The sequence below is a fragment of the Kaistia granuli DSM 23481 genome (assembly GCF_000380505.1).
GTDB lineage: Bacteria > Pseudomonadota > Alphaproteobacteria > Rhizobiales > Kaistiaceae > Kaistia > Kaistia granuli.
This window is the reverse complement of the sequence record NZ_AQYH01000002.1, coordinates 108,659-123,592: the sequence shown is the minus strand read 5'-3', so window position 1 is coordinate 123,592 and position 14,934 is coordinate 108,659. Positions and strand designations below refer to the sequence as shown.

Below are 14,934 nucleotides of genomic sequence, written 5' to 3'. Positions count from 1 at the left end.
TGCGTCCGGGCAATCACGCGCCGCCGCTGCCGCCGGGCCGGTAGGGCGGCGGCGTCATCAGCATGGCGGTGACGGGGGCGGGGATGCCGCCGATCGGGTCCTCGCGCGACGGCATGCCGTCGATGAAGGGCAGCAGCTGGTGCTTGGCGACTTCGAAGACGCGGCGGAGCTCGGCGACCGGGTTGCGGTGCTCGTCGACGCGCAGGTCGAGCCAGGCGAAGGCTTCCTTCTTGAACACCTTGAGCGCCGCCGACTGCTTGCCGCGCTTGTCGCCGCCGGCGGCCTGGCCGGCCTCGAGCACCAGCATCAGCCGCTCGTGCAGGTCGAAACCGGCGCTGCGTTCGGCGGCTTCCGCCATGGCGTCGATGGTCGCAGCCCCGACCAGCATGTTGCCCTGCACGGTGAAGCCGTCGCCCTCGATATGGCCGGCCCAGTCGACGCAGGAACTGCCGGTATGCGCCGCCGTGCGACCCTTGTTGTCGACGATGCCGACCTGGCGGTCAGCCTGGCCGGGGTCTTCGGCGATCAGCTTGGCGAGTGCCTCCGGTGCCGACAGGCCCTCGCGGAGCAGCTTCAGCCCGTCGATGCCGAGATAGGGATTGACCCAGGACTGGGTGGCGATGGCGCCGACGCCGGCATCGGCGAAGATGCAGATGCCGCCAACTGCCGGCACCGCGGTCGAGACGGCGACGCCGAGCATGCCGGTGCGCGGGCAGCGGGCGGAGATGGAGAAGGTGTTCAGCTCGATCATGATCCGGATTCCAGTTCAACGGGCGCGCGGAAGCGGCGGAAGGGGTCGGGCACGGCGTCGATCAACGCCCTCGTATAGTCGCTCTCGGGAGAGTTGAAGACGCGCTCGGCCGTGCCGATCTCGACCAGTCTGCCATGCCGCATCACGGCGACGCGGTCGCTGACCTCGCGGATCACCGCCAGGTTGTGGCTGACGAAGACCGAGGTCAGGCCGAGCTCGTCCTTGATCTCGCGAAAGAGCTTCAGCACCTGCGCCTGCACCGACACGTCGAGCGCGGAGGTCGGCTCGTCGGCGAGCACCACGGCGGGGCGCATGATGACGGCCCGCGCGATGGCGACGCGCTGGCGCTGGCCGCCGGAAAGCTGGTGCGGAAAGCGCGATACGGTCGCGGCCGGCAGGCCGACGCGCTCCAGCGTCTCGCCGATCAGCTTCGCACGCGAGGCGCGGTCGCCGATGCCGTGTACCTCGAGCGGCGCGGCGAGGATCGTGCCGATGCTCTGGCGCGGGTTGAACGACGAGGCGGGGTCCTGGAACACGGCCTGCATCTGGCGGCGGACGGCCTTGAGGTCGCGGTCATGGGCGTTCCAGACATCGCGGCCATCCAGAGTGATTGTGCCGGCGCTAGGGCGTATCAGGCGCAGGATCATCCGGAGCAGGGTCGACTTGCCGGAGCCGGATTCGCCGACGATGCCGAGCGTCTCGCCGCGCGCCACCGACAGCGTCACGTCGTCGACCGCGTTGACGCCGCGGACGAAGGATTTCGTCACGCCGGCGACCTGGATCACCGTGTCCGTCATGAGGCCTCCCTCGGGAACAGCGTCGGCGTCGAAGCCAGCAGCATCTTGGTGTAGTCCTCGCGCGGCTCCGTGAAGATGCGCTCGACCGAGCCCTGCTCAACCACCTTGCCGCGATACATCACATAGACCCAGTCGCAGAGTTCCGAGACGACGCCGAGGTCGTGGGTGATGAACAGGATCGACGTTTTCTCGCGGTCGCGGATCTCCTTGAGCAGCTTCAGAACCTGGGCCTGGACCGTGACGTCGAGCGCCGTGGTCGGCTCGTCGGCGATGATCAGTTCGGGTTCCAGCGCCAGCCCCATCGCGATCATGGCGCGCTGCTGCATGCCGCCGGAAAAGCCGTGCGGATAGTCCTCGACCCGCCGTTCCGGCTCACGCACATGCACGGCGCGGAGCAGGTCGACGGCGCGGGATACGGCGGCCTTGAAGGATAGGTTCCGGTGCAGCACCAGCGGTTCGCCGACCTGGCGGCCGATCCGCATGGTCGGGTTCAGCGCCCGCATGGCGTCCTGCGGGATGAAGGAGAGCCGGTCGCCGCGCAGCTTGCGCATTTCGGCCGGCGACAGGTCGAGGATGCGGCGTTGGCCGAGCTCGATCGAGCCGGAGACGACGGCGCGCTTCGGCAGCATGCGCAGGGTCGACAGCGCCGTCATCGTCTTGCCGGAACCGGATTCGCCGATGACGCCGACGATCTCGCCGGGCCAGACATCGAGCGAGACGCCATCGACGGCCCGGAACGAGCCGCTGCGCTTCGGGAAATCGACGGTGAGGTCGCGGACCGAAAGCGTCGGACGCCCATTTTCGAGAGCGCGGGAGCGGATGTCCATGTCGGTCACTCCCTCATATGCGGATCGGTGACGTCGCGCAGACCGTCGCCGAGCAGGTTGAAGCCGAGCACGCAGATGAACATCGCCATGCCGGGAACGATCGACAGCCACGGCGCCTGGGCCATGAAGCCGCGGCCGGTGCTCAGCATGTTGCCCCAGGAGGGATCGGGCGGCTGTGCACCGAGGCCGAGGAAGGAGAGGGCCGATTCGAGCAGCACCGCATAGGCGAAGGCGACGGCCGCCTCGACCATCAGCGGCGCCATGATGTTGGGCAGGATCTCGCGGAAGATGATGCGCGCGTCGCTCATGCCGATCGAGCGGGCCGCCTCGATATATTGCTGCCGTAGCACGGCCTGCGTCGAGGCGCGGGCGAGCCGCGAGAAGCCTGGTATGAAGACGATGCCGATCGCGATCATCGCGTTCAGAACGCTGGTGCCGAGGCTCGCCATCAGCACGACGGCGAGCAGGATGGCCGGGAACGAGAACAGGAGATCCATCGCCCGCATGAGCGCCTGCTCGACGAGGCCGCCGAAATAGGCGGCCGTCATGCCGATCAGCGTGCCGCCGACGAGGCCGACGCTGACCGCGAGCAGCGCCACCTGCATCGAGATGCGCGCCGCGTAGATGGCGCGCGAGAGCACGTCTCGGCCGAGTTCGTCGGTACCCAGCCAATGCGCCGCGCTCGGGCCCTGCAACATCTGGGTGACATCGAGGTCGAACGGCGAATAGGGGGCGACCCATGGCGCGAAGATCGCGGCGAACAGGACGATCCCGACCAGAAGCCCGCCGAGAAGCACCAGCCGCCAGCGGCGGAAATCGAAACCTGCTGCAGCGGCCATCACGAGTTCCTCGCCTTGACCTGGCGCGGGTCGAGCAGGCTGGCGATCAGGTCGACCAGCAGGTTGAGCGTCAGCACGAACAGGGTGATGGCGAGCGCGCCGGCGAGCAGCACCGGATAGTCGCGGTTGATGATGCCGACCAGCACGAAGGAGCCGACGCCCGGCAGCAGGAAGATGTCCTCGATGACGACGACGCTGCCGAACAGGAAACCGAACTCGACGGCGGCGACGTTCAGATAGGGGATGAAGGCGTTGCGCATCGAATGGCGGAACACGATGGTCCGGCTGTTGGCGCCCTTGGCCTCGGCGGTGCGGACATAGTCGGTCGACAGCACTTCGAGCATCGAGGCGCGCATGATTCGGATCAAAAGCGCCGACGACACGATGCCGAGCGACAGCGCCGGCATGATCATCTGCTTCAAATTCATCACCGGATTGACGGTGAAGGGCGTGAAGCCGCCGGGCGGCAGCCAGCGCAGGGTCAGGGTGAAGACGAGAACCAGCAGCGTCGCCAGCCAGAAGTTCGGGATCGCGCCCAGTATGGTCGCGAGGAAGGTGATCGAGCGGTCGGCGCCCTTCTGGTGCCGCCGCGCCGCCCAGGCACCGAGCGGGATGGCGATCAGATTGGCGATGATGAAGGCAAAGGTCGCCAGCTCCAGCGTAACCGGCAGGCGCTTCAGCAGCTCCGGCCCGACCGCGACGCCGTTCTGGAACGAGGTGCCGAAATCACCCTGCAGGATTCGGCCGAGCCACTCCGCGTACTGGACCACCAGCGGGCGATCGAGGCCGTGCTGCGCCTCGAAACGCTGAATCGCCTGCGCGGTGGCATGAATGCCGAGCGCGGACTTCGCGGCGGATCCGGGCAAGACATTGATCGTGACGAACAGCACGACGGATGCCGCGAACAGGGTCAGCACGAAGCCGGCGAGCCTGGTCAGAACAAGCCTGATCATGGAAGGGGAACGACCTGAGAAGAGAGAAGAGGGCCGCCGGTCGGATCAATCCGACCGGCGGGCTTCAAGGTATCAGGGCGCCAGCCAGGCGTCCTTGATGGTCTTGAGGAAGCCGGTGCGCATCGGCTTGTAGTTTTTCAGCTGATCGGTATGTGCCGTCAGGATCAAGGCGTTGACCAGCGGCACGATCGGCATTTCCTCGAGCGACAGTTCCTGCTGGCGCTTGTAGGACGCCTTGCGCGCCTCGACCGTCGTGCCCGACTTGGCCTCGTCGAGGATCGCCGTCATCGGGTCCGAGCAGCTCTTCTGGACGTTGATGCCGGTGTTGCAGGAATAGTTGCTGGTGACGAAATCATCCGGATCGGCCAGCGGGCTGACCCAGTACATTGCCGTCATGTCGAACTTGCTCGGCCCCCAGACCTCGTCCCAGTAGCGCGGGATTTCCATGGTCGTGATCTTGGCCTTGATGCCGACGGCGGCGAGGTTCGCCTGGATGATCGGCGCCATGGCGACCATGGCCGGGAAGGACGAGGCCATGGTGAGCGAGGTCTCGAAGCCGTCCGGGAAGCCGGCCTCGGCGAGCAGCGCCTTGGCCTTTTCCGGGTTGGCGGCAGGCGTGAATTCCTTCAGGTCCGCATAGGCCCAGTTCCATTCCGGAATGACGCCGCCAAGGATCGGCTTCGCCTGGCCGAAGAAGGTGCCGGCGGTGATCGCCTGACGGTCGATCGCATGCGCGATAGCCTGGCGGACCTTCGGGTTGTCGAGCGGCGCCGTGGTGTTGTTCGGCAGCAGCCAGTAGTAGCGCGAGCCTTCCAGCGGCTGGCCGGTGAGGCCGGGGGTGGCCGAGATCGTTGCCCAGTCCTTGGCGGGGATCTCGTTCGAGAAGTTCACCGTGCTGGAGATCAGCGCGTTGGTCAGCGCCGTGACGTCGGCGATCAGGTGCATTTCGATCGCGTCGAAATACGGCTTGCCCGCTTCGTAGAAGTCGGCGTTGCGCTCGAAATTGACCATCGAGCGGGGCGTGTAGGAGACGAACTTGAACGGACCGCTGCCAACCGGCTGCGAGTTCAGGTCATGACCGCTCTCGGAGAGCTTCTTCGGCACGATCGAGGAGCCGGGGAAGGCCATGTAGATCAGGAAGGGGCCGGTCGGCTTGGTCAGGTTGAAGCGGACCGTCAGCGGATCGACGACGTCGATCGAGGCGATCGTCTCGACCTGCGAGGCGTAGGAATAGCCGCTGTCAGGCGCGCGAAGCCGGTCGAAGGTGAACTTGACGTCCTCGGCGGTGAGCGGGTCGCCATTGTGGAACTTGACGCCTTCGCGCAGCTTGAAGGTGTAGGTCTTGCCGTCCTCGGAGACCTCATAGCCGGTGGCGAGGTCAGGATAGGGCTTGGCGTCGGGATCAAGCGACATCAGCGTCGAATAGACCTGCTCGATCACCACATGCGACATGCCGCTCGGGCCGCGCGCCGGATCGAATCCGGCCGGATCGGCCGAGAAGGCGAGCTTCAGCACGCCGCCGCGCACCGGCTCTTCCGCAAAAGCGGGGGCCATGCCGAGCGGCAGGCCAACCGCCATCACGGCAGCCGCCGCGACACCCGCCTTCAGAATGAAACGACGGCTTACCGTCGAACGCCGTTGCTGCGTCATGTTGGATCGATCTCCCCTGCAATCGAACGCTGTCCGCGCTGCGAGATGCCAGTCGCGGATTGGCCCCCGCGCCCCCTCGGCACGGTTGACCAAAAAGTTGAATACACTTGAATGTCAGGAAAGTCATCTCGCGGGTCAAGCGCAAATACCGATCATGCCCAGCCGGATTTCTGGGCAAGCAGGCGCTGTTTTCGTGCCCCTGCTTGCGCTACAAGTTCATTCAACCGCCGCAGAGAATGTAAGCTCGTCAATGCGTGAATTGGATAAGGTCATGGCTGCCGGCGATGAGGCGGAGACGCCGTCTCTCGGCGCGCAACTGCGCCATCTTCGCCGGCTCAAGGGATTGCGCCTGAAGGATCTCGCGATCGAGCTCGGCTGTTCGGAAAGCATGCTCTCCAAGGTCGAGAACGATCGCGCCGACCCGTCGCTGCATCTGCTGCATCGGCTGGCCGAGGCGCTCGGCACGCCGGTACAGGCGCTGTTCAGCGACACGCCGAAGGCGCCGCTGACCGTCTATCGCAATGGCGAGCGTCCCGTGCTCGCGCTCGAGCGGCGCGGCTCCGGGCCGCCGCTGGCGAGCTTCGAGCGCATGATCCCCTATGCCGAGGGCCGGACCCTCAACGCCAACGTCCACGTCGTGCCACCGGGCGGCGGGTCGAACGGCATTCTCCGCCATGTCGGCGAAGAGGTCGGCTATGTCGTCGAGGGCACGATCGAGCTGGTCGTCGACGGCCATGCGGTGGTGATCGGCGCCGGCAGCTCGTTCTTCTTCCAGTCGTCGCTGCCGCACAGCTACAGCAATATCGGCACGGTCGTGGCCCGCATCGTCTGGGTCAACTCGCCGCCCTATTGACGTCCCGGCTGGCGAAATCAGCAACCCGCGGAGATGTCCGAAATTTAACCCCTCGGACATCTGGGCCTCCGCTGCACGCCCGAGCGGCTTCGGGACGATTCGCCGGCCCTGCAAGCCATTGCTAGGGCTGGATTTTCTGGATCTGATCGGGCCGGCGCGGCGTCTGTCGTTGCGGTAGGCACCCCGACACGGGGCTCCTACGGCCAGCGGACGGAAATTGTCTTCCGGCCGCTGCGCGCCAAGTGATTGACCAGGCCGGCGTCGCCTCTCGCTTCAAGCGGGCTGCGCGGTTCCGGTCAAACTGGAGGAAGATCATGAACACGAAAGTTACGCTCGCGACCGCGTTGCTGATCGCCGCCGCCTCGATGGCAGGCGCGCCGGCATTTGGCGCGACCACGCACGGCCTGAGCTGCAAGGCCGGGACCCAGGCGATGCAGGTTCTGGTGAAGGGCAAGCACGTATGGCGGTGTGAGCCGCTTCCTCATCACAGCGCGATGCCCTCGCACGGGACAATGGCGCCGCATGGCACCCCGGCGCCCGCGCCGGCGCAGGGCACGACCTACTAGGCGTGCGGTGCACGCTTCAGGCTGAAGCATGGAATTGGGCGACCCCGACGGGCCGCCCCTTTTTGTCGGGCCTAGCGGCCGTAGCGCGACAGACCGAGATCGTCCGACTGGATGTCCGGCATCTTGCCGTCGATCAAATCGGCCAGAAGCCTTCCCGAGCCGCAGGCCATCGTCCAGCCCAGCGTGCCGTGGCCGGTGTTCAGGTAGAGATTGCTGTAGTCGGTCGGGCCGATCACCGGTGTGCCGTCCGGCGTCATCGGCCTGAGGCCGCACCAGTAGCTTGCCTGCGACTGGTCGCCGGCACCGCCGAACAGATCCTCCACCGAGTAGACCAGCGTCGCCTTGCGCGACGGCGGCAGGTCGCGGTTGAAGCCGGCGATCTCGGCCATGCCACCGACGCGGATCCGATCGCCGAGCCGGGTGATGGCGATCTTGTAGGTTTCGTCCATCACGGTCGAGACGGGCGCGCGCGCTTCGTCGACGATCGGCACCGTGATCGAATAGCCCTTGACCGGATAGACCGGCAGGCGGAGGCCGAGCGGCTTCAGAAGGCGCGGCGTGAAGCTGCCCATCGCCGCGACGAACATGTCCGCCGTCAACTCTCCGGCCGAGGTGTCGACGGCGATGATCCGCTTGCCCTCGGTGCGGACACCGAGAATGTCAACGCCATACCGGAAGGTGACGCCGAGCGCCTCGGCCCGCTTCGCCAGCTCGTTGGTGAACTTGAAGCAGTCGCCCGTCTCGTCATGCGGCAGGCGCAGGCCGCCGACGATCTTCTCCCGCACATGCGCCAGGCCCGGCTCGGCCGCGATGCAGCCCGAGGCGTCGAGCACCTCGAACGGGACGCCGTCGCTCTTCAGCACGTCGACATCCTTGCCGATGCCGTCGAGCTGCTTCTGTGTCCGGAACAGCTGCAGCGTGCCCTGCTCACGGCCGTCATAGGCGATGCCGGTCTCTTCGCGCAGAGTGATCAGGCATTCGCGCGAATATTCGGCGATCCGCACCATCCGGCTCTTGTTGACCGCGTAGCGGGCCGAGGTGCAGTTGCCGAGCATGGCGATCACCCAGCGCCAGGTGTCGGCGTCGAGCATCGGCTGGATGATCAGCGGGGCGTATTTCATGAACACCCACTTCACCGCCTTCTGCGGGATGCCGGGTGCCGCCCAGGGCGAAGAGTAGCCGGGCGAGATCTCGCCGGCATTGGCGAAGCTGGTTTCCAGCGCCGGGCCGGACTGGCGGTCCACCACCGTCACCTGGTGGCCGGCCTTGGCCAGATAATAGGCGGACGTTACTCCGATCACGCCCGCGCCGAGAATGGTGATCTTCATGCTTGCCTCTGTCCGCTCGTGCCGATGCGGGTTTCCGGATTCTTGTACTGGCGATGGTAGCGTTGACCGAGCCGGGTCAGGATCTCGTACGAAATGGTGTCGGCGTCGGCGGCGATCGCCTCCAGCGTCTGGTGCGCTCCGATCAGCTCGACCCGCGCGCCTGGCGGCAGCGCGTCGGGGGCGAGGGCGCTCACATCGACCATCAGGCTGTCCATTGAGACGCGTCCGAGGATCGGCAGCCGGATCCCGCCCCAATAGGCGGCGCCGCGATTGCCGAGCGATCGGGGCAGGCCGTCGGCATAGCCGGCCGAAAGCGTCGCGATCCGGGTCTCGCGCTCGGTGACATGGGTGCCGCCATAGCCGACCGCCGTGCCGGCCGGAACGGTGCGCGTCTGGATCACCCGGACATCGAGGCGGACCACAGGCTGCATCGGCGGTTCCGCGGGATTGGCCGTTCCGCCATAGAGGGCGACGCCGGGGCGCGCCAGGTCGCCGTGATAGTCGGCGCCGAGGAAGACGCCGCCGGAATTGGCGAAAGAAACGGGCACACCCGGAAACAGCCCGCTTGCCGCGTGCAGGACGGCCAGCTGACGCGGGTTCGCCTCCAGCTCCGGTTCGTCGGCGCAGGCGAGATGGCTCATGATGAGCCGAAGCGTGATGCCGGCGAGCGGTGCCGGATCGGCCGCCAGCAGCTCCATCTCGTCGAAGGACAATCCTAGCCGCGCCATGCCGGTATCGACCTGCAGCGCCGCCACGAGCGGCTTGCCGAGGGCTGCCGCCAACCTCGACCAGGCGCGGATCTGGTCGAGCGAGTTCAGCACCGGGATGGCGCCGAGATCGGCGCAGAGCCGCTCGCCGCCGGGCAATAGACCGTTCAGGACATAGAGACGCGCATCGGCGGGGAGATAGGGCTTCAGGCGGACTGCCTCGACGAGGTGGGCGACAAAGAAGTCGCGGCAACCAGCCTCGTGCAGGACCGGCACGACCCTCGCCGCGCCGAGCCCATAGGCATCGGCCTTGACGACGGCGGCGACCGGGGCAGGCGCCGACCGCGCGCAGAGGCGGCGGTAGTTTTGCGCCAGCGCGCCAAGGTCGATCGTCAGCACGCCGCCGGCGGACCGGGAATCGGCTGCTGCTCTGGTTTCCAACCGGACGGCTTCGTTCATCGCCACGCTCCAAGACCCGAGAGGGTCAAAAGCCTTGAAAGCCCTATCCTATTGCGCAATTCTGCGAATTTCCGATCGAACGACGCGCTATCCTGCGATAAAGTCTCCCTTTGGGGCAGTTTCTGCCGAGAATTGGAATAATCTGCATGTCCGGCCTCGATGCCATCGACCGCAATATCATTCGGCTGCTCCGCCTGAACGCGCGCACCAGCAATGCCAAGCTGGCGGAGGAGGTCGGGCTATCGCCCTCGGCATGCCTGCGGCGGCTCAACATCCTGGAGCAGACGGGCGTGATCCGCGGGTATACCGCGCTCGTCAGCAGCGGCGTCGCCGGGGAGGGGATCGCCGTTATCATCCAGATCACGCTCGACCGGCAGACGGAGGAATATCTGAATCGCTTTGAGGCGGCGGTGCGCAAGCATCCGGAAATCCGCGAGTGCTACCTGATGACGGGCGGCTCGGATTATTTCCTGCGCGTCGAGGTGGAGACCGCCGCGAGCTTCGAGCGGGTGCACAAGGAGATCCTGTCGGCTCTGCCTGGCGTCGCCCGCATCCATTCGAGCTTCGCGATCCGCAACGTGCTGTCGAGCCGCCGTCCGGGCCAGGATCGCGCGGCCCAATAGGCGCGGCGATTCGCGCAACGCGGCCTAAAAAAGTGAGTCGGCAAAAAGGAACCCGCCCTCCCGGGCGGGTCCAAATGAGGTGCGATCCGGAGATCGATCAGCGCTGGCCGCCCTTTGGCGACGTGTCGCGATTCTTGGGCTGCGAACCCTGCTGATGGGTCTTTTCCGACGCCTGGGTCTGCTGGCGCTGGCCGGACTGTTCGCCGCCCTTCTTGCCCATTTCCGATGCCCTTTTCGGGTCATTCGCGAAGTTTCCGGATCCGCCACGTTGCTCTTTGTTCGGCATGTCGCTCACTCCACTGAACCCCGTCCGGGTTAGCAACCCCTTGCCGGCGCAATCGTTCCGAACTTTGCTGCATAAGCTTAGGTCGCGGGCCGAAATCTCAGGATTCTGGGCCCCTCGTGTTGACAAGGCAGGCCCTCGCTGCCTATGGTCCGGCCGAATTTTCGAGCGGGCGCCTTGGGCGCTCGTTTCGTTCCCAGAACCCTTTCGCGAGCGTCGCGCCATGAAGATCAAGAACTCGCTCAAGTCCCTGCTCGGGCGCCACCGCGCCAACCGGCTCGTTCGCCGGAAGGGCCGTGTATTCATCATCAACAAGGTCAATCCGCGCTACAAGGCCCGTCAGGGTTGATGTTGGGCGCGCCCTGGCGCGCCTTGCGGATTCGGTTTTGACGATGCCCGTTTGAAGGCTATGATGGCCTTTATGCGGGCATTTGTCGTTTCCCTTGTTGCATTGGCCGCCTCGGCCCTCCCGTCCTTCGCCGCCATGAACGACGGAGCCGGAATCGCTGGCGGCGATCTCGCCGGCCAGAGCATGGAGCAATTGTTCCAGACGCTCGGCACCCCCGGCGACGAGGCTGCCGGCTCGTCCGCCGAGGCCGAGATCCAGCGCCGCTGGCTCAACTCCGGCAGCGATACCATTGACCTCCTGATGCAATGGGCGGCCGAGGCGATCGCGACCAAGAACTACGCGCGCGCCTATGATTTTCTCGACGCGGTCATCGCGCTGAAACCGGAATACGCCGAAGGCTGGAACCGTCGTGCGACGCTGTTCTTCCTGCAGGATGATTACGGCAAGGCCCTCTCCGACATCGAAAAGGTGCTGGCGCTGGAGCCGCGCCATTTCGGCGCGCTGGCCGGCCTCGGCATGATCCTGAACGAGATCGATCGCAAGAAGGAAGCGCTGGCAGCCCTGCAGAAGGCGCTCGCCATCGATCCCTATCTGGACGACCAGGTCCGCGACGCGATCAAGTCGCTCGAGCCCGAGGTCGACGGCCGCCCGATCTAGGGCCGCTCGGCCCGCTTCGGTCACCCGTTTCATCATCCCTGCTGCCGGGCCGACGGACGGCAGCCGCCATCAGATCGTCCTGACTTGGAGTCAGGTATCGCCGGCGCTCCGCAGGGAGCCCGGTTGGCGTTCCGATGGGGTCAGGGAAGGGCAGGGAGGCCGCTCCGCTCCCGGGACGGGAGACGGAGCGATCCGGAGTGTGCTAGTGCCCCGTGGGGCCGGGAGGCCGCGTTAGCGGCGTCCCTCTTCCGTGCCGGTGCCGACAAAGGCGATGCGCAGCATGTTGGTCGCGCCCGGCGTGCGCAGCGGCACGCCGGCGGTGATGATGATCCGGTCGCCGGGCTTCGCGAAACCCTCGCGATTGGCGATGAAGCAGGCGCGGTTCACCATGTCGTCGAGATTGTATGCGTCGTCGCTGACGACGCAGTGCAGGCCCCAGACGATCGACAGCCGGCGGGCGGTCGAGACGATCGGCGACAGCGCGATGATCGGGGTCTGCGGCCGCTCGCGGGCAGCGCGCAGGCCGGTCGAGCCCGAAGCCGTATAGCAGCAGATTGCCGCGAGGTTCAGCGTCTCGGCGATCTGGCGGGCGGCGGCCGAGATCGCGTCGGCGCCGGTCGCCTCCGGCTCGGTGCGCTGGGCGTGCATGATGTTCTTGTGGTTCGAATCGAGCTCCACCTGGGTGGCGATCCGGTCCATCGTGGCGACGGCGTCAATCGGGAAGGCGCCGGCGGCGGATTCGGCCGACAGCATGACGGCGTCGGCGCCTTCATAGACGGCCGTGGCGACGTCGGAGACCTCGGCGCGGGTCGGCACCGGGGCCGTGATCATCGATTCGAGCATCTGGGTCGCGACGACCACCGGTTTGCCGGCGCGGCGGCAGGCACGGGTGATCTGCTTCTGGATGCCCGGAACCTGTTCCAGCGGCATCTCGACGCCCAGATCGCCACGGGCGACCATCAGCGCGTCGGAGATCTCGATGATTTCGGCCAGGCGCTGCACGGCCTGCGGCTTCTCGATCTTCGACATGATGCCGGCGCGGCCGGCGGCGATCTTGCGCACTTCGGCGACGTCGTCGGGACGCTGGACGAAGGAGAGTGCGATCCAGTCGACATTGGCCTGCAGGGCGGCGTCGAGGTCGGCGCGGTCCTTCTCGGTCAGCGCGCCGGTCTTGATCGTCGAATCCGGGACGCTCACGCCCTTGCGGTCCGAAAGCTTGGTTCCGACTTCGACCGTGGTCAGCGCGCTCGTGCCGGTGGTCGAGATGACGCGCAGTCGAACCTTGCCGTCGTCGATCAGCAGCCGGTGGCCGGGCTCGAGGACCTCGAGGATTTCGGGATGCGGCAGGAACACGCGGCCGGTGGTGCCGGGCGTCGGATCGCTGTCGAGCGTAAAGCTCTGACCGACCGCGATTTCGACCGACTTCTCGGCGAACGTCCCGAGGCGCAGCTTCGGGCCCTGAAGATCGGCAAGGATGCCGATCGGGCGGCCGACATCGGCTTCCACGCCGCGGATGATGCGGACGAGCTCATTGAGCTTGTCGTGCGTCGTATGGCTCATATTGATGCGGAAGACATCGGCGCCGGCCCGGAAGAGGGCTTCAATCGTCGCCTTGTCGGAAGAGGCTGGACCCAGGGTCGCGAGAATCTTGACCTTACGCGACCGTCTCATTTTCGGTTAGCTCCTTGCTGGGCAGGTTCATTCAGCTGGATCGTCCAGCTGGTTTGTTCACCGGTGTCGACTTCGAAGAAGCCGGATCGATTAAATCCACGAGGCACGCAATCTTCGGTGCCCTCGATCGTAAACATTTTGTCTTTCGTGCACATCACGTATTTGCCGCTCCACTCGCCGCCGTGATCGTAGTCGACCGCATACACGTAATAGTATCGTGACACGAGCGTTCCGCTCACCAGCGTCTCGCAGCTATTGACCGGCACGTTCCACCAACCTTCGGTGGTCCAGACTTTCTTGTCCTTATAGCCGATGGCAATGCCGACGCGACTGGGCGTTTTGTTGCAGAGGCGCAGGTCGGCGGAAGCCGGGGCTGCAAACAGGAAAAGGGAAGCGACAGCAAGCGCGCAGGCCAAGAGGGCCGAACGCGGCCAAAGTCGAAGCAGGGATGATCGCATCGATGAGGTCGCGAACCGGTTGACGTAGGAGGCAGCTTTATGCCGCCGCCTCTTTCCGGCTGTCAACCATTGCTCGTCCTGGGCAGCAGGGGCCGGAGCCGGCGCGTGGTGCGGGCTGGCCGCGGGTTTCATTCCGATCGATTGCATGGCCCTGATGTTCAGAACAATCGCGGCGGCATGATGGCTGAAGCGCGGGATCAACGGGGGCGCTGCGGTCGGGCGATGAAGATGCCGACCAGGATCAAGGCGCCGCCGATCGCCTGTCCCGCCGAAACGGCTTCGCCGAGGAACAGCCAGCCCGCGAGCGCCGCCGCGATAGCCTCCAGGAAGATCACCAGGGCCGAGAAGGCGGCCGGCAGATGGCCGAGCGCGAAAGCGAGCAGGCCCTGGCCACCGGCCTGGCTGATGAAGGCGAGGCCGGCCAGCGAGGCGGCGCTATCGAGGCTGGCGGGCAGGATGCGCGGCTCGGTGGCGAGCGCCATCAAGAGCAGCGCCAGGCTGGTGACGAGGGTCGAGAGGAAGGTGATCTTGCCGGCCGACGACGTGCGGCGCGCCGCGCGCACGGCGAGGAAATAGCCGCCGAAGAAGAACGAAGTGACGATGCCGAACAGGTCGCCGTCCAGATGGTCGGGCCGCACCTGCCAGCTCATGCCGATCAGGAAGGTTGCGCCGATCAGGCAGAGCGCCAGTCCGGCCAGAACGTCGCGGCCCACCTTTTCGCCGATGAAGAAGCCGGAGCCGAGCACCACCCAGACCGGCGCCATGGTGGCGAGGAAGGTGGCGTTAGCGACGCTCGTCCGAAGGATGGCGAGATGCCAGAAGATCAGGTCGCCCGCGAACAGCAGGCCGGAAGCGAGGATCGGACCGTCGAGCCTGAAGACCGAGCCGGGGGAGATCCCCGCGCGGCGCGCCTCGTAGAGAGCCCAGGCGAGCAGCACCGGCAGCGCGCCGCCGACGCGCCAGAAGGCGCTGGCGAACGGGCCGACATCGGTCAGCCGGACGAAGATCGGCGAGATCCCCATCGCCATGGCGCCGAGGATGAGGGCGGGTATCGCGAAGGCGGCGACGGAAGGGACCGGGGGCGTGGACGGGGGAGCGGAGGACAAGGCGTTCTCGGATGCGGCGAAGAGCACATTCCTATGGCAGCCGACCGGCCGGGTCAC

General features: G+C 66.3%; 17 protein-coding genes. 5 read left to right on the top strand and 12 right to left on the bottom strand.

The features are described 5' to 3' along the window. Positions 1-13: 13 nt before the first annotated feature. From G342_RS0101675 to G342_RS0101650, 6 genes are all read right to left on the bottom strand, one after another. Entirely contained in the window at positions 14-751 is a 738-nt protein-coding gene (locus G342_RS0101675) for a DUF1028 domain-containing protein (RefSeq protein WP_018181365.1), read from the bottom strand. After that, positions 748-1,548 carry an ATP-binding cassette domain-containing protein gene (locus G342_RS22920; protein ID WP_018181364.1) on the bottom strand — a complete coding sequence of 267 codons (801 nt, stop codon included), beginning with the start codon at positions 1,546-1,548 and terminating at the stop codon, positions 748-750. Before G342_RS22920 ends, G342_RS0101675 begins: the two co-directional genes overlap by 4 nt. Then, positions 1,545-2,375 carry an ABC transporter ATP-binding protein gene (locus tag G342_RS0101665; RefSeq protein ID WP_018181363.1) on the bottom strand — a complete coding sequence of 277 codons (831 nt, stop codon included), beginning with the start codon at positions 2,373-2,375 and terminating at the stop codon, positions 1,545-1,547. The genes G342_RS22920 and G342_RS0101665 overlap by 4 nt, the downstream gene beginning before the upstream one ends. 5 nt (positions 2,376-2,380) lie before the next feature. After that, positions 2,381-3,214, bottom strand: a complete 834-nt coding sequence (locus tag G342_RS0101660; protein ID WP_018181362.1) for an ABC transporter permease — start codon at positions 3,212-3,214, stop codon at positions 2,381-2,383. Further along, positions 3,214-4,167: an ABC transporter permease gene (locus G342_RS0101655; RefSeq protein WP_018181361.1), complete on the bottom strand. Its 954-nt coding sequence runs from the start codon at positions 4,165-4,167 to the stop codon at positions 3,214-3,216. The genes G342_RS0101660 and G342_RS0101655 overlap by 1 nt, the downstream gene beginning before the upstream one ends. Positions 4,168-4,239: 72 nt before the next feature. Further along, positions 4,240-5,817 (bottom strand): ABC transporter substrate-binding protein, encoded by a 1,578-nt coding sequence (locus tag G342_RS0101650; RefSeq protein ID WP_018181360.1) that lies wholly within the window; start codon positions 5,815-5,817, stop codon positions 4,240-4,242. A gap of 271 nt (positions 5,818-6,088) precedes the next feature. On the opposite strand from G342_RS0101650, the gene G342_RS0101645 reads away from it, so the two are divergent. Together G342_RS0101645 and G342_RS0101640 are read left to right on the top strand one after the other, a co-directional pair. Then, positions 6,089-6,670 carry a helix-turn-helix domain-containing protein gene (locus tag G342_RS0101645; protein ID WP_018181359.1) on the top strand — a complete coding sequence of 194 codons (582 nt, stop codon included), beginning with the start codon at positions 6,089-6,091 and terminating at the stop codon, positions 6,668-6,670. A gap of 314 nt (positions 6,671-6,984) precedes the next feature. Beyond that, positions 6,985-7,236, top strand: coding sequence for a hypothetical protein (locus G342_RS0101640; RefSeq protein ID WP_156830752.1), 252 nt, complete (start codon positions 6,985-6,987; stop codon positions 7,234-7,236). Positions 7,237-7,307: 71 nt separating this feature from the next. Here the strand turns inward: G342_RS0101640 and G342_RS0101635 are convergent, their stop codons facing one another. Then, the gene (locus tag G342_RS0101635) at positions 7,308-8,564 is read right to left on the bottom strand and encodes a D-amino acid dehydrogenase (protein WP_018181357.1); all 1,257 of its coding nucleotides are present in this window, start codon (positions 8,562-8,564) and stop codon (positions 7,308-7,310) included. Continuing rightward, entirely contained in the window at positions 8,561-9,730 is a 1,170-nt protein-coding gene (gene alr / locus G342_RS0101630; protein WP_018181356.1) for an alanine racemase, read from the bottom strand. The genes G342_RS0101635 and alr overlap by 4 nt, the downstream gene beginning before the upstream one ends. Before the next feature lie 146 nt (positions 9,731-9,876). Here alr and G342_RS0101625 point away from each other — a divergent pair, with 146 nt between their 5' ends. Further along, positions 9,877-10,353 (top strand): Lrp/AsnC family transcriptional regulator, encoded by a 477-nt coding sequence (locus G342_RS0101625; RefSeq protein ID WP_018181355.1) that lies wholly within the window; start codon positions 9,877-9,879, stop codon positions 10,351-10,353. Positions 10,354-10,450: 97 nt separating this feature from the next. Here G342_RS0101625 and G342_RS25555 read toward each other — a convergent pair whose 3' ends face one another. Continuing rightward, on the bottom strand, positions 10,451-10,639 hold the full coding sequence (locus tag G342_RS25555; protein WP_083931004.1) for a KGG domain-containing protein: 189 nt from the start codon (positions 10,637-10,639) through the stop codon (positions 10,451-10,453). 220 nt (positions 10,640-10,859) lie between these two features. On the opposite strand from G342_RS25555, the gene ykgO reads away from it, so the two are divergent. Continuing rightward, positions 10,860-10,985 carry a type B 50S ribosomal protein L36 gene (gene ykgO, locus G342_RS0101615; RefSeq protein ID WP_018181353.1) on the top strand — a complete coding sequence of 42 codons (126 nt, stop codon included), beginning with the start codon at positions 10,860-10,862 and terminating at the stop codon, positions 10,983-10,985. A 72-nt stretch (positions 10,986-11,057) separates the two neighbouring features. Beyond that, positions 11,058-11,642 (top strand): tetratricopeptide repeat protein, encoded by a 585-nt coding sequence (locus tag G342_RS22915; RefSeq protein WP_245557194.1) that lies wholly within the window; start codon positions 11,058-11,060, stop codon positions 11,640-11,642. 231 nt (positions 11,643-11,873) lie between these two features. Here G342_RS22915 and pyk read toward each other — a convergent pair whose 3' ends face one another. From pyk to G342_RS0101595, 3 genes are read right to left on the bottom strand one after another with little or no spacing between them, the layout of a single operon-like run. Then, entirely contained in the window at positions 11,874-13,313 is a 1,440-nt protein-coding gene (pyk, locus tag G342_RS0101605; RefSeq protein WP_018181351.1) for a pyruvate kinase, read from the bottom strand. Next, positions 13,310-13,972 (bottom strand): DUF1036 domain-containing protein, encoded by a 663-nt coding sequence (locus G342_RS22910; RefSeq protein ID WP_342665144.1) that lies wholly within the window; start codon positions 13,970-13,972, stop codon positions 13,310-13,312. The genes pyk and G342_RS22910 overlap by 4 nt, the downstream gene beginning before the upstream one ends. Beyond that, entirely contained in the window at positions 13,969-14,877 is a 909-nt protein-coding gene (locus G342_RS0101595) for a DMT family transporter (protein ID WP_051094053.1), read from the bottom strand. Before G342_RS0101595 ends, G342_RS22910 begins: the two co-directional genes overlap by 4 nt. Positions 14,878-14,934 lie beyond the last annotated feature (57 nt).